Genomic DNA, 21,686 nt, shown 5'->3' with positions numbered 1-21,686 from the left:
GTGAAGAAAGTCGTTCGCGTGGCAGTGACGTAAGGCACAAACGGCTGTTAATCACGGCGGCGAGCGGCGCCTCTTCTGCCCCCTTCGTTTCAGGCCGGCAGGAACGACGCCATATCTCCAAGGAATAGTAAAGGTCCCGCCCATACCTTTACCTCGGACGTGGCAATGTCATTCGCTGACAGTCCCACACGGTGCATCCCAGCGATGTGCCGATTCCCCGAGGCTGGCTCCTGTGTCCCCCCATGAACTGGAGCCAGCCTGCCGGGAGGTGCCAGCCACTTACCCTTCGGCCCGTGCCCCCAAAGAGTTTTGCCATGGAACCCCGTCAGTGCATGCCTGAAGGCCGCACGGCGGGGCTATTTGTGCGCGGCGGACTGCGCCGCGGATATTGTCGGTGCCCCGGCCTACCGTGGCTGGCATGGAACACGTCATGGTGAAATCGGGCCCGGATGGCAGGCCCCAGGCGGTGGTCCGCGGCGGCCGCGAATGGATTGTCGGCGCGGAGCCGGTCCGCTGGTTCGAGCGGGTCAGTTGGTGGGAGGCGGAGCGGCGGATGCCCAAGGGGCTGAGCCGCGTCGACGTCGAGGTCTGGCAGGTCCAGGCGAGGCTGGGCCGCAACTCGGGTTCCGCCCTCACCACGATGGAAATCATCCGTGACGGACTGGGTGGCGGCTGGCGGCTCCGGGAGGCCATAGCGGACGCGGCGTAGCAGGGGGACGGCGGGTCTGAAACGCCGGGCATTTACGCAGGCATTGGAAAAGCCTTCCACCGCGACTATTGGGGGATGCCGCGGTGGAAGGCTTGATATGAATATACCGTGAACACTGGGAAATGTGAAACAGGCGGGGCTGATTCCGACGCGCCGAAATGACCATTCGATGGCGTAATTGACGGACATTCGACGGCCCGGCCCGGGCCTGGGGCCGGGGCGGACGGCGCCCGCACCGACACATTCCGTGCCGGTCCGTGGCCGCCACCTAGGATGTTTTCATGAACGACACGAGTGCCCGCCGAATCGCCCGGGTCCGCCCCCTTGCCCCCGTCTCTGACGCCGAGCACTTCTTCGTCGCCAACGATGCCCCGGCCTTCGACAGTGAAGCAGGCCGGGTGTGGACAGTTGTGGACTCGCCGTTCCCCGGTTCCTTGGCGAACGCCGGTAGTTCCCCCCGCACGGGGTGGGAAAACGGCGACACGGCCGACGAAAGCACGTTCACCTTCCTGGCGCCAAGCGCCCCGGCCAATGTCCTGGGCATGGCCCACAACACCGGGCCTGCGGGCCGGGCTTTGCCTCCCCAGGCCTTCCACAAGGCAGCAACCAGTGTGGTGGGGCCGGGAGACGCCATAGAACTGGGTCCAGACGTGGGCCATGTTGACCCGGAGGCTGAACTCACGGTAGTCGTCGGGAGCAGGGCCCGCGGACTGACGCTGGACAACGCACTGACGGCGGTCCTGGGGTTCACGATCGGAAACGACGTCTCGGCCAGGGACCTGCAGAAGACGGACGATCTCTGGATCAGCGCCAAGAGCCAGGACACGTTCACTCCGGCAGGGCCGTGGATCGTTACGGGGCTTGACGGCGCCAACTTGGCCATCGGGATCACCCACAACGGCACGGAGCTCAAGGCGGCGAGCTCGGCCGATCTGGGCTGGGGCGTGGCGGAAATCCTGGTTTACCTGACGTCGTTCATGACGCTTCACCCCGGCGATTTGGTGCTCACGGGCTTCCCTGCCGAGTGTGCACGCATCCACCCCGGCGACACTGTCACCTGCCGCGTCGAAGGAATCGGGGAGCTCACGAACCCCGTTGTGGCCRTCGGCTGACTCCGGGCCGGCAACAACCTGCGCTCGGGGCAGGCCGCTGTGGGAGATTGGCGACTCCAGACATTATGATGGTTACTGTTCAGCTGAATGAACAGCCGTTCGAACGGCGCCTGCGACACACACGCGATACCTGAAGGAGAATCATGGCCGATTCCCGAGCTCCCCGAACCTCTGATGGACTGGGAAGTGCCTCGCCGGCTCCGGCGGTCACCCGCGCCGCCGCCGTGTTGGAGGCCCTGGCTGCGTCTGCGACCGGACGGCTCACGCTGAGTGACCTCGCGCGGGAGTTGGGAATTCCGAAATCCTCCACATCGAACCTCCTGCTTGCCCTTGAAGAGGCCCGGCTCATCAACCGCCAGGGTGCGGAGTTCACCCTGGGGCGCAAATTGGTCGAGCTCGGCGCGGCCTACCTCAGCCGCCTTGACGAGGTCCAGGAGTTCTACCGTTTCTGTGAGCAGGCTCCGACGCTTTCCGGCGAAACAGTCCGCATCGCCATGCTGGACGGAACCAACGTCATCTACCTGGCCCGCTATGAGGGCCATCCCGCCGTGCGCCTGACGTCCAACATCGGCGACAAGATGCCGGTTTCCCTCTGCGCCGTCGGCAAGGCGCTGCTGGCACGGCTGCATGACCACGATATTGCCGAGATGTTCCCGGACGACGCCGAACTTCCGGTGCTGACCCCCAAGTCGCTGCGGACCGGCGCCGAACTCAAGGCCCAGCTCGAGGTCATTCGGGAACAGGGCTATGCCTTCGAGGACGAGGAGTCCACCACGGGTGTCGTCTGCCTGGCCGTTTCCGTCCCGACCCGCGGTGCGCACGGGCCCAGCCTGGGCCTGTCGGTCACAGCGCTGAAGGCCACCTACTCGGACGAACAGGGCGCCCTGATGGTCAAAGAACTCAAGGAACTGGCCCGGTCCCTGGGCAACCCCATGGGCTAACGCCGGCGCCAACCCCCGCGCGGTGGCGTCCCCGAAAAATATATCGGATTACACATTGGCTAGGTGATCACCATGTTGTACGCTGTTCAACATGGTGATCATCCTCTTCGAGGGTTGTTCATATCCCACCAGGCCAACGGGGGTCTGGAGTGTTCTTGAGGGAGTGCTTGTGACAACCAGTACCAATACACCGCTTGCTGAAGCCGACGGCGCCGTCGTCGATCCAGATCAGCTGCGACGGGCGACTCTTGCCAGCTCCGTGGGCTCGGCCCTGGAGTACTACGACTTCTACATCTACGGCCTGGCCTCGGCCCTGATCTTCGGGCCGCTCTTCTTCAAGCCGCTCGGCGACGACGGCGCACTAATCGCGTCGTTCGCCACGTATGGCGTCGGTTTCGCGGCCCGGCCCTTTGGCGGAATGATCTTCGGCTACATCGGCGACAGGTTCGGCCGCAAGATGGTCCTCATCCTCACTATCGGCCTGATGGGGACGGCCAGCTTCGCCATTGGCCTGCTGCCGACCTTTGAACAGGCGGGAATGGTGGGGGCCGTGCTCCTGGTCACCCTGCGCATCTTCCAGGGCCTGGGCGCCGGCGCGGAGCAGGCGGGGGCCACCACGCTGATCTCCGAAGTCGCACCCCGCCGCCGTCGGGGCTTCTTCGCTGCGCTCCCGTTCGTCGGCATCCAGCTGGGCACACTGCTCGGCGCCGGTACCTTTGCCCTGATCGCCATGGCGGACAAGGCCACCCTGGAGGGCTGGCTCTGGCGAGTGCCGTTCCTGTCCAGCGTGCTCCTGATTGCGGTAGCCATCTTCATCCGGCTGCGGCTGAAGGAAACACCCGTCTTCCAGGAACTTGAGAAGCACAAGAACGTGGCCAAGAACCCCATCGGACAGCTGTGGAAGCACTCCAAGAAGAACACCCTGATCGGGATCGGCCTGCGGATGGGCGAGAACGGGAACTCCTCCATCTACTCCGCCCTGCTTATCGCCTTCCTGGCGTCCAAAGACGGAATCTTCCCCGGCGACAAGTTCATCGGACCCGTCGGCCTGCTCATTGCCGCCGGCTTCGCCGCCGTGATGGTCGTGACCTTCGGTGCGCTGTCGGATAGGTTCGGCCGGGTTCCGGTCTACCGCTACGGCGCGCTGTTCCAGGCCATCATCGCGCTGCCGGCGTTCTACCTGGTGACCCTGGGCAACGTCACGCTCGTGTGGATCGTTATGGTGGTGGGCATTGCCCTGGGTGTCCAGTCCATGCTCGGCCCGCAGTGCCCGCTCCTGCCCGAACTCTTCGGTTCGCGGTACCGGTTCACCGGCGTGGCCATGAGTCGCGAACTCTCTGCCGTGATGGCCGGCGGGCTGGTGCCATTGGTTGGCGCGGCCCTCCTGGCTGTCACCGATCACTCCTGGCTGGTGCTCGCCATCTACTCCCTGGTACTTGCCCTCATCTCGTTCGTCACCACCTTCTTCACCCCCGAGACCGTGGGGCGCGACCTCCTCCTCACGGAGGACGCCAGCTAAGCCCTCGCGTTTGCTGCCCGGTCAGCCGGGCCGGCCGCGCCCCCTTCCGCTCAGGAAGGGGGCGCGGCTTCGCGTTTTGCGTCGCCGGGCTCGACACAGCGCGCATCGACCCAACACGAACCGACACAAAAGGGGCGGCCGTCCGTTGTTGGGAGGGCCGCCCCTGGGCGTGCAACCAGGACCGCAGAAACCCGGCCGAGGTCTGGATCTAGTAAAAGTGAACCGTGTCCACCACGTGGGGGAGTTCGCCGCCGTCGAGGTAGGTCCGCAGATTGCTGCAGAACCGTTCGGCGATCAGCCGGTTCTCGGCGGCGCTGAGGGCCGAGGTGTGCGGGGACACCATCACCTGGGGGTGGTTCCACAGCGGGCTGTCCTGCGGAAGCGGCTCCACGGCAAACACGTCCAGGCACGCGTAGGACACCTGGCCGTTCCCAAGCGCCTCCAGCAGCGCCTCCTCGTCCACAACGGTGCCGCGCCCCACGTTCACGAAGACCGTGCCGGGCTTCATGGCCGCAAAGACTTCGCGGCTGAAGAGCTTTTCGGTGGACGGCGTGCCGGGAAGGGTGTTGACGACGGCGTCCGCGGCGCCCAGCAGGCCGGCGAGGCCGTCGTTGTCCGTGACGTCCTGGATGCCTTCGAGGGGCTCGACCGTCCGCTTGGTGCCGCTGACGGTCATGCCGAGTGCGCGGGCGATCCGGGCAGTCTCCAGGCCGATCTCCCCGAGCCCGGTGACCACGAGGTGGGAGCCGTTGACCAGCCGCGTGGGGGTGCGCAGCTCGGGCCAGTTCCTTGCCGCCTGGTCCAGAGCCAGTTCCGCGCTGCGCTTGAAGCCGTTGAGGATGCCGAGGGCGGCGAACTCGGCGAGCGGCAGGGCGTGCACGCCGGCGGAGGTGGTCACCTTGAACTTCTGCAGCGTCCCGGCGTCGAGCCCCGATGCCTTCACGGCACCGCCGGCTCCTGCCGCCATGGCGTGGATCCACTCCAGGTGGGCATTGCTGCCGGCGATCCTTGCGAGACCCGCGGGGCTCTCGTTGGGGAAGCCGTACAGCACCTGGGCCTGGTTGAGCATGTCCCAGTAGCGCTCCTCCTGCTCAGGTGTCCGGCGGAAGTCCGGATCGCCCGAGTGGTCTGCGGGAAAGCGCTCCGGAGGCAACAGTTCCGGTTCGTAGAGGACGGTAACGGAGGGATCTACTGCGCGGATGCGCTCCACCAGCTCTGCTTCGAGCGGGACGGCGATCGCGACGGTGGTTTTAGTCGTCATGGTGTTCATCATACTGAATGGAGGCTAGGATATTGAACAGATTTCAAAGAGGGCCACTACAGACTAACCACGACGAAGTGAGGCAGCATGGATAGGGACCGGAAGGAAGCCGGCTTTGTGGGTCTGGGCCTGATGGGGGCGCCGATGGCGGCAAACCTCCTCAAAGCGGGTTGGGCTGTCAGCGCCTGGAACCGTTCGCCGGCGGCGCTGGAAGGAATCGAAACCCTCGGCGGCGACCGCGTGGCAGAGGTGGAAGAGCTCCGCGACGCCCCGGTCATCATCTTTATGCTCCCGGATCTGCCCTACATCGAAGACGCCGCCGCGGGGCTCCTGGCCAGCTGGTCCGTAAACCCGCCCGCAGCCGGAACCGCCGTKSTKGTCATGAGCAGYGTCTCGCCGGCSGCGGTSAAGGAATTCGGSGCGCGGGTGGCCCGGGCAAGCGGCGGRAACGCCGTCGTCGTCGACGCTCCCGTCAGCGGTGGCACCCAAGGGGCACTGGAGGGGACCCTGGCCATCATGGCGGGCGCCAGCGAAACTGACTTCCAGCGGCTCCTGCCGCTCTTCAGCGCCATGGGCAGCACCGTGCGGCGGCTAGGGCCGCTCGGGTCCGGATCGCTTGCCAAGGCGTGCAACCAGCTCATCGTGGGGACCACGACGGCGGCGCTCGCCGAGGCAGCGGAACTCGCCGAACGCTCGGGCATGGACGTCACTGCCCTCTACGACGTGCTCGCGGGCGGCCTGGCCGGCAGCAGGGTCCTGGACATCGTGGGCCCCCGGCTCGCCGCGAAGGACTACGAGCCCACCGGACCGGCAAAATTCATGCACAAGGACCTGTCCTTCGTGATCGAGAGCGCCGGTGCCGCCGGTGCCGCCGTGCCGATGGCGGAGGCCGGCGTCGAACTCTACGCGGAACTGAAACGCCAGGGGCTGGGGGACCGGGACCTTGCCGTCGTCCGGCAGGCCGTCGCGAATCTCAGCGACGCCGCCAGAAGCGGCACGACAGTCACCACAACCGTCAACACCAAGTGAGGATCAGCGAACCATGAGCGGACTTTTTGACCTGACAGGCCGGACCGCACTGGTCACCGGCTCCAGCCGGGGGATCGGCAACGCGCTGGCCCGGGCGCTGGCCGACGCCGGCGCCACGGTGGTGCTCAACGGGATCAACCCCGAACGGCTGAAAGCCGCGGAAACCGCCATGGCCGCGGACTACCCGCCGGGGCGGATCTCCAGCTGCGCCTTCGACGTCACCAGCGACACCGAGGCTGCCCGGGGCGTCGCGTGGGTGGAAGAGAACGTCGGACCGCTCGAAATCCTGGTCAACAACGCAGGCATCCAGCACCGGGTCCCCATGCTGGAGCTGGATGTCGCCGACTGGGAGCGGGTGATCTCCACCGACCTGACCAGCGCCTTCCTCGTTGGCCGGGAGGCGGCGCGGCACATGATTCCGCGCGGCCGGGGAAAAATCATCAACATCTGCTCCGTCCAGACGGACCTCGCCCGGCCCACGATCGCCCCCTACATCGCGGCCAAGGGCGGACTGCGCAACCTGACCCGGGCCATGACGGCCGAGTGGGCGGGGTCCGGCCTGCAGATCAACGGCATCGCACCCGGCTACATCCACACCGAAATGACCCAGAACCTCGTGGACGACGAGCAGTTCAATACCTGGATCCTGGGCCGCACTCCGGCGCATCGCTGGGGGACCGTGCAGGACCTCGCCGGCCCGGCGGTCTGGCTCGCGTCCGACGGCTCGAATTTCGTCAACGGCCAGACCATCTTCATCGACGGCGGAATGACAGTGGTGGTCTGATGGGCGGCGTAGCGGAACTTCCGGCCATGGCGGCCGCAGTGGTGGCCCACGCGGCGGGTGATCTCCGGATCGAGGACGTTCCCGTCCCCGCGCCGGCGCCCGATGAGGCAGTCGTCGAAGTCGCCTTCGGCGGTATCTGCGGCTCGGACCTGCACTACTGGCTGCACGGAGCCGCGGGGGAATCGGTCCTCAAGGCGCCGATGATCCTGGGCCACGAGATCGTGGGAACGGTCCTCGTGGCAGCCGGAGACGGCTCGGGGCCCGCGGCCGGCACGCGTGTCGCCGTGCATCCCGCCACACCGGGGCCGGGGTCCGCCCCGTATCCGCAAGACCGTCCGAACCTTTCGCCGGGCTGCACCTACCTCGGCAGTGCGGCGCGGTTCCCGCATACCGACGGTGCCTTCAGCCGGTACGCCGTCCTGCCCGCCCGGATGCTCCGTCCCCTGCCGGCAGGGCTGGACCTCAGGACAGCCGCGCTGGCGGAACCTGCGGCCGTGGCCTGGCACGCTGTCTCCCGTGCGGGAGACGTGGCGGGAAAGACGGCCCTCGTGATCGGCAGCGGGCCCATCGGCGCGCTGGCCGTGGCTGTCCTCAAGCGTGCGGGGGCGCGGCGGATCGTGGCCGTGGACATGCACGAACGCCCGCTGGAAATTGCCCGCGCCGTGGGCGCGGACGAGGTCCTCAAGGGCGACGATGCGGAGGCTATTGCGGCCGTCGGGGCCGACGTTGTCATTGAATCCTCGGGCAGCCACCACGGCCTGGCCTCCGCGGTCAAGGGTGCCGTCCGCGGCGGCAAAGTGGTGATGGTGGGGCTCCTGCCCTCAGGGCCGCAGCCCGTCCTGATCTCGCTGGCCATCACCCGCGAGCTGGAGCTGCTGGGGTCCTTTCGCTTCAACGACGAAATTGACGACGTCATCAATGCGCTCGCCGACGGATCGCTGCTGGTGGATCCGGTGGTCACCCACACCTTCCCGCTCGGCAGCGGACTGGAAGCCTTCGAGGTGGCCAGGAACGCGGCGGCATCGGGAAAGGTGCTGCTGGACTTCAGCCCGGATGCAGGGGAGTGAGCATGGCAGGGGCGCCACGGCGGCGGGGCAGGACGGCTAGGGCCGCGGGACCGCGACGAACACCCTCGGCTGGTCCTTCCACTCAGGTTCCATGTCCGAAATGGTCTCCCGCATGATCCGCTCCGAGGCCTCGCGGGCCGCCGCCGGGTTCCCGGCGGCAATCGCCTCCGCCACGTCCACGTGCCACTGCAGCGCCGTGTCGCGCGGGTGGTCCGGCATCAGGCCGTGCACGGTTCGCCCGGTCAGTGTCTCGGCCACCTGGCCCACCAGGTTGGCGAACATTTCGTTCCCGGAACCGGTCAGCAGCAGGGAGTGGAAGTGGATGTCCAGCTCCAGGAACTTCGGCACATCCCCGGCCCGGCCGGCGTCGCGCATCGCGTGCGAGACGTCCACCAGCTCGCGGCGGATCTCCTCCGGGGCGTTGGCGGCGGCCAGTTCGGCGGCCACGGGCTCGACGGCGGTGCGCAGCTCGGCGAGGGAGCGCAGCTGCGCGCCGCGGCCCTCGCCGGCGAGGCGCCACCGGATGACCTGGGGATCGAAGGGATTCCACCGGTTGGCCGGCAACACCCGGATGCCCACACGTTTGGTCGTTTCGACCAGGCCGAGCGACTGCAGGACACGCACCGCCTCCCGGACCACCGAACGGGAAACCTGGAGTTCGGCTTCGAGGTGCTCGGCCAGCATGATGTGGCCGGCCGGGAGATCGCCCGCCACAATGCGGGTGCCCAGGTGCTCAATCGCACGGTGGTGGAGGCTGGTTGACATAGTGGTAAGCATAGTGGTGCGGGTGCCGATCCGGCCGCCGTTTCGTCCCCGACCGGCGTGCAGGGCGCCGGAAATCATAGACTGTTTGTGACGCGCCATATTCCGCCACGTGGGCACTGCTTTCCAGCGGCCCGCGGAAATACATATGGTTTATTGACAGCCACTGATCCCAAGAAGAAAAGTTCCGCCCCACGCGCGGGACGAACTGCACTCGTTGCACAGAATGAATTGGAGTTTTGATGTCAGCACACATCGGTGTCACCGGCCTTGCGGTGATGGGGGCAAACCTCGCCCGCAACCTGGCCCGGAAYGGCTTCACCGTTGCCCTGCACAACCGGTCCGTCGAGAAGACCGACGCCCTGCTGGCGAAGCACGGCCAGGACGGCGACTTTGTCCGCACAGAAACCCTGCAGGAGCTCGTCGACTCGCTGGAAAAGCCGCGCCGCGTGCTGATCATGGTCAAGGCCGGCAAGCCGGTCGACTCCGTGATCGAGCAGCTCGAGCCGCTCCTGGAACCGGGCGACATCATCATCGACGCCGGCAACTCCCACTATGAGGACACCCGCCGCCGCGAAGCCGCGCTCGCCAAGAAGGACCTGCACTTCGTCGGCATCGGCGTCTCCGGCGGTGAGGAAGGCGCCCTCAACGGCCCCTCGATCATGCCCGGCGGCTCCAAGGAGTCCTACGACGCCCTCGGGCCGCTGCTGGAAAAGATCGCCGCCCACGTCGACGGCAAGCCCTGCTGCGCCTGGATCGGCACCGACGGCGCCGGCCACTTCGTCAAGATGGTCCACAACGGCATCGAATACGCCGACATGCAGGTCATCGGTGAAGCCTTCGACCTGCTGCGCTCCGGCGCGGGCATCGAACCGGCGGACCAGGCAAAGATCTTCGAAGAGTGGAACAAGGGCGAGCTCGCCTCCTTCCTCATCGAAATCTCCGCCGAGGTCCTCGGCCACGTGGACGCCAAGACCGGCAAGCCGTTCGTCGACGTCGTCGTGGACGCCGCCGGCCAGAAGGGCACCGGCCGCTGGACGGTCATCTCCGCGCTCGAGCTGGGCTCCCCGACGTCGGGCATTGCCGAATCCGTCTTCGCCCGCGCCCTGTCCTCGCAGGCGGAGCAGCGTGTGCTGGCCCAGGAACTGCTGGCTGGCGGCGAGGCCGCCGTCGAGGTCCCCGAGAGCTTTGTCGAGGACGTCCGCCAGGCGCTCTACGCCTCCAAGCTGGTCTCCTACGCCCAGGGACTGGACATGCTCACGTCCGCGGCCAAGGAATACGGCTGGGACCTGAAGCTGGACGAGATCGCGTCGCTGTGGCGCGGCGGCTGCATCATCCGCGCCGAGCTGCTCAAGGAAATCACCAAAGCCTACGCCGCGGAGGAGAAGCCGGCCAACCTGCTCTTCGCTCCGGCGTTCACCAAGGCAATCGCGGACGTCCTCCCGGCCTGGCGCCGCGTGGTCTCGACGGCCGTGCAGCTCGGCATCCCGGTGCCGGTGTTCTCCTCGTCCCTGGCCTACTACGACGGCATGCGCCGCAAGCGCCTCCCCGCCGCGGTGATCCAGGGCCAGCGCGACCTCTTCGGCGCGCACACCTACGGCCGCGTCGACGCCGAAGGAACTTTCCACACCCTCTGGGGCGAGGACAAGTCTGAAATCGAGGCAGTGGACACCCACTAGTCCCTCGACCGACACCGACGGCCGGTGCTCCCGTTACTCTGGGAGCACCGGCCGTTCGCGTTTCCCCAGGAAACCCGTCCACACGGCCGTCCACGTCGCCGACCCAGGAGTGCAGCAGATGACCCAGCCCGTAGCATTTGTCACCGGTGCCTCCACCGGAATCGGTTTTGAGACCGCGTGGAAGCTCGCGGGCCGGGGTTTCACCGTCTATGCCGGGGCGCGGCGCGTCGAGAAGATGGAGCCCCTCAAGGCCCACGGGGTGACGGTCCTGGCGCTGGACGTCACGGACGAGGAGTCCATGGCCGCCGCCGTCGGGCAGGTGATTGCCGACCACGGCCGGGTCGACGTCCTGGTGAACAACGCCGGCTACGGTTCCTACGGATCGCTGGAGGAGGTGGAGCTGGCCGAGGGGCGGCGGCAGTTTGACGTCAACCTCTTCGGGCTGGCGCGCATGACCCAGCTGGTGCTCCCCGGGATGCGGGCGGCGGGGCGGGGGAGGATCATCAACGTGTCCTCGATCGGCGGCAAGATGTATGAGCCGCTGGGTGCCTGGTACCACGCCACGAAGTTCGCGGTCGAGGGACTCAGTGATTCGCTGCGGATCGAACTCAAACCCCACGGAATTGACGTGTGCATCATCGAGCCGTCGGGAACAGAATCGGAGTGGGGCGCCATCTCCGGCGACAGCCTGCTGGCCACGTCCGGCCAGGGGCCCTACATGGACCAGGCGAAAGTCGTCGCGGCGGCACTGGCTTCCACCGTGGGATCCTCGATGTCCACGCCCCCGGACGTCATCGCCGATGCGATCGTCCACGCCGCGACGTCGCCGCGGCCCAAGACCCGCTATCCGGTGGGCAAGGGGGCGCGGGCCATCCTGCTGCTGCGGCGGCTGCTGCCGGACCGGGCATTTGACGTCGTCATCTGGAGAATCTACAAGCGTTTTCCCGCGTAGCCTCTCCGGCTTCAGGCAGGGAAGCTCCGGTCAGATCCGGTATTCGATCAGGTATTCGGCCGGGTCGACGGCGGGCTTGGTTTCGCGCTGTGCGTCCCGGTGCCGCCATGTGGCCGGCACGCCCGTGAGGATCGATTCGGCCGGGGCATCCTTGACCACGACGGCGTTGGCGCCCACGGCGCTGTCCCGGCCGATGGTGATGGGGCCCAGGATCTTGGCTCCGGCGCCGATCACGACGCGGTCCTCAATGGTGGGGTGGCGCTTGACCTTGGCCAGGGAGCGGCCGCCGAGGGTCACTCCGTGGTAGATCATGACGTCCTCGCCGATCTCGGCGGTTTCGCCGATGACGACCCCCATGCCGTGGTCGATGAAGAAGCGGCGGCCGATCGTTGCGCCGGGGTGGATCTCGATCCCGGTCAGGAAGCGGGCCAGCTGCGAAATCAGCCGTGCCGGGAAGCGCAGCGCCGGGTTCTGCCACATCCGGTGCGTCACGCGGTGGAACCAGATCGCGTGCAGGCCGGAGTAGGCAAAGAAGTTCTCAAAAGAACCTCGAGCCGCCGGGTCGTGCGACCGGGCGGCGTCGAGGTCTTCCTTCAGTCTTGCGAAGAAGCTCACAAAGACCTTTCTACGAAATCTTGGGACAGGGCCGGGCTCAGCCGCGGATGTCGTCGTACAACACGGTGGAGATGTAACGCTCACCGAAGTCGCAGACCACAGCAACAATAAGCTTACCGGCGTTCTCCGGGCGCTTGGCCAGTTCCAGGGCCGCCCAGACGATCGCGCCGGAGGAGATGCCGCCGAGGATGCCTTCCTTGACGCCGAGCTCCCGGGCCACGCGGACCGAGTCCTCCAGGGTGGCGTCGAGGACCTCGTCGTAGACGTTGGTGTCCAGGATTTCCGGGATGAAGTTGGCGCCGATGCCCTGGATCTTGTGCGGGCCCGGGGCGCCGCCATTGAGGATGGCGGAGTCCTTCGGCTCGACGGCGATGATCTGCACGCCGGGCTTGCGCTCTTTCAGCACCTGTCCGACGCCGGTGATGGTTCCGCCGGTGCCGATGCCGGCGACGAAGATGTCTACCTTGCCGTCGGTGTCGGACCAGATTTCCTCGGCCGTGGTCTGGCGGTGGACCTCGGGGTTGGCCTCGTTGGCGAACTGCTGGGCCCAGATGGAGTTCTCCGTGTTGGCGACGATCTCCTGGGCCTTCTCGACGGCGCCACGCATGCCCTCGGAGCCCGGAGTGAGCACAATCTCGGCACCGTAGGCGCGGAGCATGACGCGGCGTTCCGTGGACATGGTTTCCGGCATGGTCAGGATGACCCGGTAGCCGCGGGCGGCGCCGACCATGGCCAGGGCAATGCCGGTGTTGCCGGAAGTGCCTTCAACGATGGTGCCGCCGGGCCTCAGCACCCCGGCCTTCTCCGCGGCGTCGACGATCGCGACGCCGATCCGGTCCTTGACGCTGTTTGCCGGGTTGTAGAACTCCAGCTTGACGGCCACAGTGGCGTCGAGTCCTTCGGTCAGCCGGTTGAGCCGAACCAGCGGGGTGCCGCCAATCAGCTGGGTAACATCGTCATAGATCCGTGCCATGGGTGTCTGCGCCTGTCTGTGGGAGGGGAGTACTGAGGTCAGCCTAACGAGGGCCCGCAGGCCCTAGCTAAGCATTAAGCCATGCAGAGTAATATTTCCGGGCCTTGGCCAGCTTTGGATTGATGATCACCTGACAGTAGCCCTGCTCCGGGAACTTGGCGTAGTAGTCCTGGTGGATTTCCTCTGCCCGGTGGAACACGGGAAGCCGGCTGACTTCCGTGACGATCGGATGCGCCCACAGCGACTGGTTCCGGCCGATCGCGTCCTCAAAGAGGATCTTCTCCTCGGTGGTCTCATAGAACATCGAGGAACGGTATTGCGTGCCGACGTCGTAACCCTGGCGGTTCAGCGTGGTGGGGTCATGGAGGGCGAAGAACATGTCCAGGACAACCTCCGCCGGGATGATCTCCTCATCAAACGTGACGGCAACGACTTCGGCGTGGCCGGTGGTTCCGGAGCAGACGGAGTAATAGTCGGGGTTGCGGTCGTGGCCTCCGGTGTAGCCCGAAACGACCGCGCTGACACCCTTGGTTTTCTGGTAGACGGCGTCGAGGCACCAGAAGCAGCCTCCGCCGAGGACAAAAGTTCTCATGCACTGTTCAATGGTCGAAGGGCCCCGATGATTCCCGGAGTCTGCGGGGCCGGCCGTTCCATAGGGTAAAAATGTGGGTATGGAACCTGTAAACACCGATGTTTCAGCCAGCCCTTCCGATGGAAGCGACGCTGCCGGCAACGGATCCGCGGAAACGCCCGGGGCCCCCACCCTGGGCATGATCCTGCTGGCCGTCGAGGAGCTCTGGCCGGAATCACTCGCCGAGGACTGGGACGAGGTGGGCCTCGTGGCGGGCCACCCTTCCGCCGGGGTGAGCAGGATCCTCTTCGCCGTCGATCCCACCCTCGAAGTGATCGAGGAAGCCATCGAGTTTGGCGCCGAACTGCTCATCACCCACCATCCCCTGCTGCTGAAGGGCGTCACCTCGGTCGCGGCCACCACCGCCAAGGGCCGGGCCGTGCACCGCCTGATCGAATCAGGGACGGGGCTGCTGACTGTGCACACCAACGGTGATTCCGCCGTCGGCGGCGTCTCGGATGTCCTGGCCGACGCGCTGGGACTGCAGAACGTCGCCCCGCTGAGCCCTGCGGCGAACGGCCTGCCGGAGGAAGGCATCGGGCGGGTCGGGGACCTCGAGGACGTCCTGACCCTGGGCGACTTTGCCGCCCGCGTCTTCGGCATCCTGCCCGCAGTCGCCGGCGGAGTGCGCGTTTCCGGGGACCGGGACGGGCTGGTCCGCCGCGTGGCAGTCTGTGGCGGCGCCGGGGATTCGCTCCTCGGCGAGGTCCGGGCCAGCAACGCCGACGTCTTCCTGACCGCGGATCTCCGGCACCACCCGGCGTCGGAAGCCCGTGAGGCGGCGGTCAACGACCGGCCGTACCTGATCGACGTTTCCCACTTCGCCAGCGAGTGGCTGTGGTTGCCGGCTGCCGCCGAGGCGCTGGGCAACGTGCTGAGCGACCAGGGCCACGACGTCGAGATCCGGGTCAGCACCACCAACAGCGATCCGTGGGACTTCATTCTGACTCCGGGCTAAGACTGGCGTGCGAGGGGCACAGGGTGAGCGGAGCGAGGCCGCGGAGCACGCTAGGCGCTAGAGTCTAGGGAGCGCCGATTAGGTGCCCGGCTCCGGCCGGCAGGGAACAAGCGGAGGTAAATAGTGGCCAAGGCAGCACCGGCGGAACAGTTGAAGTTGCTCGAATTGCAGGGACTTGATGCGAAGCTCAAATCCCTGTTCAACCGCCGCCGAAGCCTTGAAAGCGACTCCCGGATCACCGATCTGGAAGCTGCCCTCAGCGTGGCCAACGGCGAACTCGGTGCCGCGAAAGTGGCCGTCCACGACGCTGAACTCGAGCTCAAGCGTGCCGAGGCGGACGTGGAGCAGGTGGCCTCCCGGATTGAACGGGACGAGGCGAAGCTCAACAGCGGCACCGGCCTGTCCAAGGACCTCGTGGCCCTGCAGCGCGACCTTGTGTCCCTGAACAAGCGCCGCTCCGACCTCGAAGACGTTGAGCTGGAAGTCCTTGAGCGGCTGGATTCCCTCCGCCTGCGCCAGGCCACGCAGCAGCAGATCGTGGACGACATCCAGGGCTCCTTCGGCTCCATCCGTGCCGAGCTGGACGAGAAGCTCGCGGAGATCGGCGCCGAAGCCACAGTGGTGCGCGGCCAGCGTGCCGAATTCGCCGACGGCCTGGATGCCGGGCTGCTGGCGGTCTATGAGAAGACCCTGGCTAAGCGCGGTGTCGGCGCGGCCCGCCTCTTCCACGGAACGTCCGAGGGCTCGGGCATGCAGCTCAGCCCCGGCGACCTCGCCGAAATCAAGGCCGCGGCCGAGGACGACATCGTGTTCTGCCCCGACTCCGGCTGCATCCTGGTCCGTTCCGCCGAGTGGAGTGGACCCAACCTCCCGACTGCCTAGCCGTCAAGGCCGTTTCGGGGCCCGAAACGGCCCCTGCCGCGAGCTAGTTGGGCAGGATGATGTTCAGGGTGTGCGGCTTCCTGGCCGTGCCCTCCACCAGTTCCACGGGCCACTTTTCGGCCGCCGCCTTCCGCAGCTGGGCGGGAGTCTGCGGCGCCTTGCCCCGGCGGGTCAGGAGGTGCCGGGCGAGCTCGCCCCGGGTGTGCTTGGCGAAGTGGCTGACCACCTTCCGCACGCCGCCGACCTCGGTGAACACGTTCACCGCAACGGTCTGCGGCGGCGGGGGAGCCCACGCGGCGGCGTAAGTGCTGGAGCGGCAGTCCACCAGGAGTTCGCCTGCCGAGGCGGCCGCGAGGGCCTCACTGAGCTGCGGCTTCCAGAACGACGCCAGCCGCCCGACGCCGGGCAGTGCGGTGGTCATTGACAACCGGTAGGCAGGGACGCTGTCGCCGAAGCGGATGGCACCCCAGAGCGCGGAAATGACCAGCACGGATTCATCGGCTTTGCGCTTCTGCGCCGCCGTCAGTGAGTCATAGCCCAGCGCGTCGTACAGCACCCCGGAGTAAACCTGATGGGCAGGCGCCGCCGGCTCGGCGTGCAGCCGCGTGTTGCGTTCGACGTCGGCCCGCAGCGAGGCTCCGACTCCCAAGAGCGCCAGGGCGTCCTCGTGGGCGCTGACCCTCCCGAGACCCTCCAGCACTTTGGCCCGGTAGGCGTTCAGTCCGGGGAAGCTCAGGGACGTCCAGTCGACGGCGTCGCCGGCCGTGGCGGGGGTCTTGCCTTCGGAGGGCGGCAGCAGAATCAGCACCGCACAATCTTAGCGGTCCATTTCCGGCGCGGGTTCAGGTGATGTTGCTGCCGAGGAAGGACAAGACGTCGGGGAGGATGGAGCGCCAGTAGCCGTCGTCGTGACCGCCGGGCTGGAAGCCGCCTTCGACGTCGCCCGGCAACTCTGCGCGGTAGGCGCGGACGGTGGCGGCAAGGTCGTCCCCGGTGCCGCAATCGACCCTCTTGGGCAGCGCCGCAAGCCGGGGCCGGAGCGCGAACACGTCGTTGGCCGCGAAGTCGGCCGGCCCGTCGAAGGCACCCTCGATGCGCGAGTCGTAGTTGTCCCACACCGCCGGACTCATGGCCGCGACGGCCCGGAGCCCGGGCAACCGGCCCTGGGAGGCGAGCAGCAGGGAGCCGAAGCCGCCCATGGAGAGACCGAAGAGCCCGACCCGGCCGAGGTCGAATCCGTGGCCGCCCAGAAAGGGAACAAATTCCTTCACCAGCATCGACTGGGTGTCACTGCCGTCCGCGCGGGCATGCCACCAGGTGTTGCCGCCGTCCACGGCCGCCACACCAAACGGCGTCCCGCCGGCATCAAGGTGCCGTTGGAGGGCCTCGTGGGCGGCCAATCCGTCCAGTAGTACCTTGTGGCTTCCGCCGAGACCATGCAGGAACACTGCCACGGGCAGTTGCGGCTGCGCGCCGCCGCGCGGCATGTCCGGTGCGGCCACGGCCCAGTGGCTGGTGACCCCCGGGCGGTAGGCGGAGACGAACGAGCCGCTGCTGGTCCGGACCGTCAGAGGCTCGGCGCGGGCCGGCGTAGCGTTCGTCGTCGGGCCGGCGGGTGCCGCGGGGGAGGTGATATCAGGCGCGGTGTCTGCAGTGCAGGCCGCCAACACGGAGGCGCCAAGGCCGATTCCGGCCAGCTCAAGCAGCCGCCGCCGGGTCAGGTCGGACTGGTCCATTCCCCGATCATAGGCCGGGCCGCCGGACGTGTCGCCGGACGCGTCCCCGCTGACCGTAGAATGGACAGCGGATGGGTTGACCAGGCGGCCGCGCGTCACGCAAGTGGCTCGAGGAACGTCCGGGCTCCGCAGGGCAGGGTGGTGGGTAACGCCCACTCGGGGTAACCCGCAGGCCAGTGCCACAGAGAACAGACCGCCTGCATGCCGCGCGTGCGTGCACGGGCTGCAGGGCAGGTAAGGGTGAAACGGTGGTGTAAGAGACCACCAGCTTCCCGGGTGACCGGGAAGGCTAGGTAAACCCCACCCGGAGCAAGGCCAGACAGGGCACGTTTGAGGGCTGCCCGCCCGAGTGTCCGGGTAGGCTGCTGGAGGGCGTCGGCAACGGCGTTCGTAGATGGATGGCCGCTACTCCCACGCCGGTAACGGCGCGGGAACACAGAACCCGGCGTATCGGTCAACCCATCCATTCACCCCCCAAGGAGCGCTGTCCTCCCTGCCGCGGGCCGTCCACCTGCCGCGTTGCAGGTAAATCCAGATGCTTGACATCATCCGCGCGAAACTACAGACTTCACTCAACGCTTGGGGGCGGCGTTTCGGCGATGGTTGAGGAGTCAGAGTGCCGGATGACGCAGCATACGACTATGTGATTGCCGGGGGCGGGAGCGGCGGCAGTGTTCTGGCGGGCCGGCTCAGCGAAGACCCCTCAGTCCGCGTCCTGCTGCTCGAGGCCGGCAGATCCGACCGCCATCCCCTCATCCACATCCCCGCAGGCTTCCCGAGGCTCAAGAACGGGCCGTACCAGTGGGACTATGCAAGCATTCCGCAAGCGCACAGCAACGGCCGCCGCATCCCGCTGGCCCAAGGCCGCGTGCTGGGTGGCGGCGGGTCCATCAACTCCCAGGTCTTCACCCGTGGTGTGTCTGAAGACTACGACAGCTGGGTCAAGGATTTTGGTTGCGTGGGCTGGTCCGCCGACGAGGTGAAAAGGTACTTTGTGCGCTCGGAGTCGAACAGCCGGCTCTCGTCCCCGTACCACGGAACCCAGGGCCCGCTGGGAGTATCCGACCTCCTGCGTCCCCACAAGCTCTCGGCGGCCTTTGTGCAGGCGGGCCAGGAGTACGGACTGCCCTACAACAGCGATTTCAACGGGGCCGAGCAGTACGGCGTCGGTTTCTACCAGACCACCACGAAGAACGGCCGCCGGTGCAGCGCGGCCGTTGCCTACCTCAAGCCCGCCCGCAAGCGGCCCAACCTCACCGTCCGCGCCAATGTGACAGTATCCAAGGTGATCATCAAGAACGGCCGGGCAGTCGGGATCCACGCCATCGAAGGCGGCAGCCCGCGAACGTACAGCGCCAACCTCGAGGTGATTATCTCGGCCGGCGCCTTCGGTTCACCCAAGCTGCTGCAGCTGTCCGGCATCGGCGACCCGGAAGATCTCGCCGCCGTCGGCATCGATACCGTCCATGCCCTGCCCGGCGTCGGCAAGAACCTGCACGATCACTGCGACGTGGACATCGTCTACGAGCTCAAGGATTACCACAGCCTGGACCGGTTCAATCAGGTGCGTCCGGCCACGGTCATGGCCGGCGTCGAGTACCTTGCCTTCCGTTCAGGACCCTTCGCTTCAACCCTCGTCGAGGCCGGCGGCTTCAGCTACGCCAACCAGGAGGAGAAGACCCCAGACCTGCAGTTCCACTTCCTGCCGGCCGCCCGGGCGGGAACGGGCGGTGCTGCCTTGAAGCCCGGGTTTGGTGCCACGCTGAACTCGTACTTCCTGCGGCCCCGGAGCCGGGGAACGGTTCGTCTCGTATCTTCCGACCCGGGCGCAGCGCCCCTTATCGATCCGAACTACCTCGCGGACGACTACGACCTCGAGATGGCCATCGCGGGGGTGCAGCAGAGCCGCCAGATCATGGAGCAGTCCTCGATGACGGCGCTCACCAAGGCCGAACACATCGGCGACGGCGGCCGGGTGAAAACCCGCGACGAGTACGTGAAATTCGTGCGCTCCTACGGCCGGACCTCTTACCACCCCGTGGGCACCTGCGCCATGGGAACCACTGACGACGCCGTAGTCTCGCCGCGGCTCAAGGTCCATGGCCTCGAGGGATTGCGGGTCGTTGACTCCTCGATCATGCCCCGGCTGGTGAGTGCCAACACGCAGGCGCCGACCATCATGATCGCCGAAAAGGCCTTTGACATGATCCTCGAGGACGCCCGCTAGGCGAGCCGGACTGCCGGCCGGGCCGGGGACCGGATCCCAGGCCCACAGCCATCACGGGGCACCTGCGTCACGGGGCCCCGGGGCCGGTGTGAGTCATTTCACGCACTCCCCGGGCCGCACCCCGCCGGGCCGCCCGTAGAATGGATGGTGAACGTAGAAGTTCTGCCGCCGGGTCTGCGTTCGCAGCCGGTGGTTTTTCTTTGCTTGAACAGGCGCCCGGGGTGGACCGAATCCCCGGCGCCGAGGTACCGGACAACCTCCGGCCGCCACTTCCGCATACGAGGTCGTATGTGGTGGATTCTAGGAAGGTATTTCTGTGAGCCAGACGTCAGATTCTTGTCTTGATACGTGGATGGGCCGGGAGGCGCTCGCCGAGGCCATGATTCCGGTGATCGGCCGGCTGTACCGCGAGAACAACGTGGTCACGTCCATCCATGGCCGCAGCCTGATCAACAAGTCCACCATGAACATCCTCAAGGCACACCGTTTCGCACGCCGGATGAGCAAGGAAGAACTGCGCCTCGAGGAAACCGCCCCGCTGCTGGACGCCCTGACCAAGCTGGAGCTCGGCGCCGCAGCCATCGACATTGCCCGCCTCACCGAGAAGTACCGCGTCGAAGGCAACGGCGCCACCCTGGACGAGTTCCTTCGTAAAGAACTCGCCGACGTTGTGGGCAAGCGCGGCGGCGACGACCGCACCAGCACCGACGTCGTTCTCTACGGCTTTGGCCGCATCGGCCGGCTCCTGGCCCGCCTCCTGATCGAAAAGGCCGGCGGCGGGCACGGCCTGCGCCTGCGCGCCATCGTGGTCCGCCGCGGTTCGGACAACGACCTCGCCAAGCGCGCCAGCCTGCTGCGCCGCGACTCGGTCCACGGCTCCTTCGAAGGCACCATCAAGGTGGACCTCGAGAACGACACCATCACAGCCAACGGCGTCCAGATCCAGGTCATCTACTCGGACAACCCCTCGACGGTTGACTACACCGCCTACGGCATCCACGACGCCCTGGTCGTCGACAACACGGGACGCTGGCGCGACGCCGAGGGCCTGTCGCAGCACCTCCAGAGCAAGGGCGTCTCCCGGGTGCTGCTCACCGCTCCGGGCAAGGGCGAGCTGAAGAACATCGTGCACGGCATCAACCACACCGCGATCACCGACTCGGACAAGATCGTCTCGGCAGCCTCCTGCACCACCAACGCCATCACCCCCGTCCTGAAGGCGATCAATGACCGCTACGGCGTGGTGCACGGCCACGTGGAGACGGTCCACTCCTTCACCAACGACCAGAACCTGATCGACAACTTCCACAAGGGCGACCGCCGCGGACGCTCTGCCGCGCTGAACATGGTCATCACCGAGACGGGCGCCGCCACGGCGGTGGCCAAGGCCCTGCCGGAGCTCCTTGGCAAACTGTCGGGAAGCTCCATCCGCGTCCCCACCCCGGACGTGTCCCTGGCCATCCTGAACCTGAGCCTGGAAAACGGCACCACCAAGGACGAGGTCAACGACTACCTGCGGGAGATGTCGCTGCACTCGGACCTCCGGAAGCAGATCGACTACATCGATTCGCCTGAGGTGGTCTCCACCGACTTCGTCGGCTCACGCCGCGCCGGTATCGTCGACGGTCTTGCCACCATCTCCAACGACAAGAACGTCATCCTCTACGTCTGGTACGACAACGAGTTCGGCTACAGCTGCCAGGTGGTCCGCGTTATGGAGGAAATGGCCGGCGTGAACCCGCCGTCGTTCCCCGCCAAGGACGCAGCCGCAACCCTGGAAGCTGCCGGCCTGCCGGTCGAGGTCACGGCCTGACGCTCCGGCCCTGAATTCTGTCCTGTTCTGTCTTTC

At 66.8% G+C, this 21,686-nt stretch carries 20 protein-coding genes and 1 other RNA gene; 14 read left to right on the top strand and 7 right to left on the bottom strand.

What is annotated here, in order from left to right:
• Window positions 1-418 precede the first annotated feature (418 nt).
• The 4 genes from AB4Y67_RS15550 (at window position 419) to AB4Y67_RS15535 (ending at window position 4,281) form a co-directional block, all read left to right on the top strand.
• Complete coding sequence (locus AB4Y67_RS15550; protein WP_441406665.1) at window positions 419-709, top strand: hypothetical protein; 291 nt, start codon at window positions 419-421, stop codon at window positions 707-709.
• Window positions 710-990: 281 nt separating this feature from the next.
• Entirely contained in the window at window positions 991-1,821 is an 831-nt protein-coding gene (locus AB4Y67_RS15545; RefSeq protein ID WP_441406664.1) for a fumarylacetoacetate hydrolase family protein, read from the top strand.
• A gap of 143 nt (window positions 1,822-1,964) precedes the next feature.
• Window positions 1,965-2,762: an IclR family transcriptional regulator gene (locus AB4Y67_RS15540; protein ID WP_441406663.1), complete on the top strand. Its 798-nt coding sequence runs from the start codon at window positions 1,965-1,967 to the stop codon at window positions 2,760-2,762.
• A 169-nt stretch (window positions 2,763-2,931) separates the two neighbouring features.
• Window positions 2,932-4,281, top strand: coding sequence for an MFS transporter (locus AB4Y67_RS15535; RefSeq protein ID WP_441406662.1), 1,350 nt, complete (start codon window positions 2,932-2,934; stop codon window positions 4,279-4,281).
• 208 nt (window positions 4,282-4,489) lie between these two features.
• On the opposite strand, the gene AB4Y67_RS15530 is transcribed toward AB4Y67_RS15535, so the two are convergent.
• A complete protein-coding gene (locus tag AB4Y67_RS15530) occupies window positions 4,490-5,554 on the bottom strand; it encodes a D-2-hydroxyacid dehydrogenase (RefSeq protein ID WP_441406661.1) in 1,065 nt (354 codons plus the stop codon).
• Window positions 5,555-5,629: 75 nt separating this feature from the next.
• On the opposite strand from AB4Y67_RS15530, the gene AB4Y67_RS15525 reads away from it, so the two are divergent.
• The 3 genes from AB4Y67_RS15525 to AB4Y67_RS15515 are packed head-to-tail and all read left to right on the top strand — an operon-like array spanning window position 5,630 to window position 8,422.
• Window positions 5,630-6,571, top strand: coding sequence for an NAD(P)-dependent oxidoreductase (locus AB4Y67_RS15525; protein WP_441406660.1), 942 nt, complete (start codon window positions 5,630-5,632; stop codon window positions 6,569-6,571).
• Window positions 6,572-6,584: 13 nt separating this feature from the next.
• Window positions 6,585-7,355, top strand: coding sequence for an SDR family oxidoreductase (locus AB4Y67_RS15520; RefSeq protein ID WP_441406659.1), 771 nt, complete (start codon window positions 6,585-6,587; stop codon window positions 7,353-7,355).
• The gene (locus AB4Y67_RS15515) at window positions 7,355-8,422 is read left to right on the top strand and encodes an L-idonate 5-dehydrogenase (protein ID WP_441406658.1); all 1,068 of its coding nucleotides are present in this window, start codon (window positions 7,355-7,357) and stop codon (window positions 8,420-8,422) included. Before AB4Y67_RS15520 ends, AB4Y67_RS15515 begins: the two co-directional genes overlap by 1 nt.
• 36 nt (window positions 8,423-8,458) lie before the next feature.
• Here AB4Y67_RS15515 and AB4Y67_RS15510 read toward each other — a convergent pair whose 3' ends face one another.
• Window positions 8,459-9,187 (bottom strand): FadR/GntR family transcriptional regulator, encoded by a 729-nt coding sequence (locus AB4Y67_RS15510; protein WP_441406657.1) that lies wholly within the window; start codon window positions 9,185-9,187, stop codon window positions 8,459-8,461.
• Between the two features lie 239 nt (window positions 9,188-9,426).
• Between AB4Y67_RS15510 and gndA the strand changes: the two genes are divergently transcribed.
• Both gndA and AB4Y67_RS15500 read left to right on the top strand, forming a co-directional pair.
• The gene (gene gndA, locus AB4Y67_RS15505; protein ID WP_441406656.1) at window positions 9,427-10,863 is read left to right on the top strand and encodes an NADP-dependent phosphogluconate dehydrogenase; all 1,437 of its coding nucleotides are present in this window, start codon (window positions 9,427-9,429) and stop codon (window positions 10,861-10,863) included.
• Window positions 10,864-10,981: 118 nt separating this feature from the next.
• A complete protein-coding gene (locus AB4Y67_RS15500) occupies window positions 10,982-11,815 on the top strand; it encodes an oxidoreductase (RefSeq protein WP_441406655.1) in 834 nt (277 codons plus the stop codon).
• Window positions 11,816-11,845: 30 nt separating this feature from the next.
• Here the strand turns inward: AB4Y67_RS15500 and epsC are convergent, their stop codons facing one another.
• From epsC to msrA, 3 genes are all read right to left on the bottom strand, one after another.
• Window positions 11,846-12,430 (bottom strand): serine O-acetyltransferase EpsC, encoded by a 585-nt coding sequence (gene epsC, locus AB4Y67_RS15495; protein WP_441406654.1) that lies wholly within the window; start codon window positions 12,428-12,430, stop codon window positions 11,846-11,848.
• A gap of 37 nt (window positions 12,431-12,467) precedes the next feature.
• The gene (gene cysK, locus AB4Y67_RS15490; RefSeq protein ID WP_441406653.1) at window positions 12,468-13,403 is read right to left on the bottom strand and encodes a cysteine synthase A; all 936 of its coding nucleotides are present in this window, start codon (window positions 13,401-13,403) and stop codon (window positions 12,468-12,470) included.
• A gap of 67 nt (window positions 13,404-13,470) precedes the next feature.
• Window positions 13,471-13,995: a peptide-methionine (S)-S-oxide reductase MsrA gene (gene msrA, locus AB4Y67_RS15485; RefSeq protein WP_441406652.1), complete on the bottom strand. Its 525-nt coding sequence runs from the start codon at window positions 13,993-13,995 to the stop codon at window positions 13,471-13,473.
• 79 nt (window positions 13,996-14,074) lie between these two features.
• Between msrA and AB4Y67_RS15480 the strand changes: the two genes are divergently transcribed.
• Together AB4Y67_RS15480 and AB4Y67_RS15475 are read left to right on the top strand one after the other, a co-directional pair.
• Window positions 14,075-14,992, top strand: a complete 918-nt coding sequence (locus AB4Y67_RS15480) for a Nif3-like dinuclear metal center hexameric protein (protein WP_441406651.1) — start codon at window positions 14,075-14,077, stop codon at window positions 14,990-14,992.
• Between the two features lie 123 nt (window positions 14,993-15,115).
• Entirely contained in the window at window positions 15,116-15,874 is a 759-nt protein-coding gene (locus AB4Y67_RS15475; RefSeq protein ID WP_441406650.1) for a zinc ribbon domain-containing protein, read from the top strand.
• Window positions 15,875-15,917: 43 nt separating this feature from the next.
• On the opposite strand, the gene AB4Y67_RS15470 is transcribed toward AB4Y67_RS15475, so the two are convergent.
• Both AB4Y67_RS15470 and AB4Y67_RS15465 read right to left on the bottom strand, forming a co-directional pair.
• Window positions 15,918-16,682 carry a YaaA family protein gene (locus tag AB4Y67_RS15470; RefSeq protein WP_441406649.1) on the bottom strand — a complete coding sequence of 255 codons (765 nt, stop codon included), beginning with the start codon at window positions 16,680-16,682 and terminating at the stop codon, window positions 15,918-15,920.
• A gap of 34 nt (window positions 16,683-16,716) precedes the next feature.
• Complete coding sequence (locus AB4Y67_RS15465; RefSeq protein ID WP_441406648.1) at window positions 16,717-17,610, bottom strand: alpha/beta hydrolase; 894 nt, start codon at window positions 17,608-17,610, stop codon at window positions 16,717-16,719.
• Between the two features lie 72 nt (window positions 17,611-17,682).
• Between AB4Y67_RS15465 and rnpB the strand changes: the two genes are divergently transcribed.
• The 3 genes from rnpB to AB4Y67_RS15450 all read left to right on the top strand — a co-directional run bounded on the left by rnpB (window position 17,683) and on the right by AB4Y67_RS15450 (window position 21,650).
• Window positions 17,683-18,076, top strand: an RNA gene (rnpB, locus tag AB4Y67_RS15460) — RNase P RNA component class A.
• A 150-nt stretch (window positions 18,077-18,226) separates the two neighbouring features.
• A complete protein-coding gene (locus tag AB4Y67_RS15455) occupies window positions 18,227-19,837 on the top strand; it encodes a GMC family oxidoreductase (protein WP_441406647.1) in 1,611 nt (536 codons plus the stop codon).
• Between the two features lie 316 nt (window positions 19,838-20,153).
• Complete coding sequence (locus AB4Y67_RS15450) at window positions 20,154-21,650, top strand: glyceraldehyde-3-phosphate dehydrogenase (RefSeq protein ID WP_441406646.1); 1,497 nt, start codon at window positions 20,154-20,156, stop codon at window positions 21,648-21,650.
• The last annotated feature ends 36 nt before the right edge of the window (window positions 21,651-21,686 follow it).

The organism is Arthrobacter sp. YAF17, assembly GCF_052113365.1.
Classification (GTDB): domain Bacteria; phylum Actinomycetota; class Actinomycetes; order Actinomycetales; family Micrococcaceae; genus Arthrobacter.
This window is presented reverse-complemented; position numbering and strand designations above follow the sequence as displayed.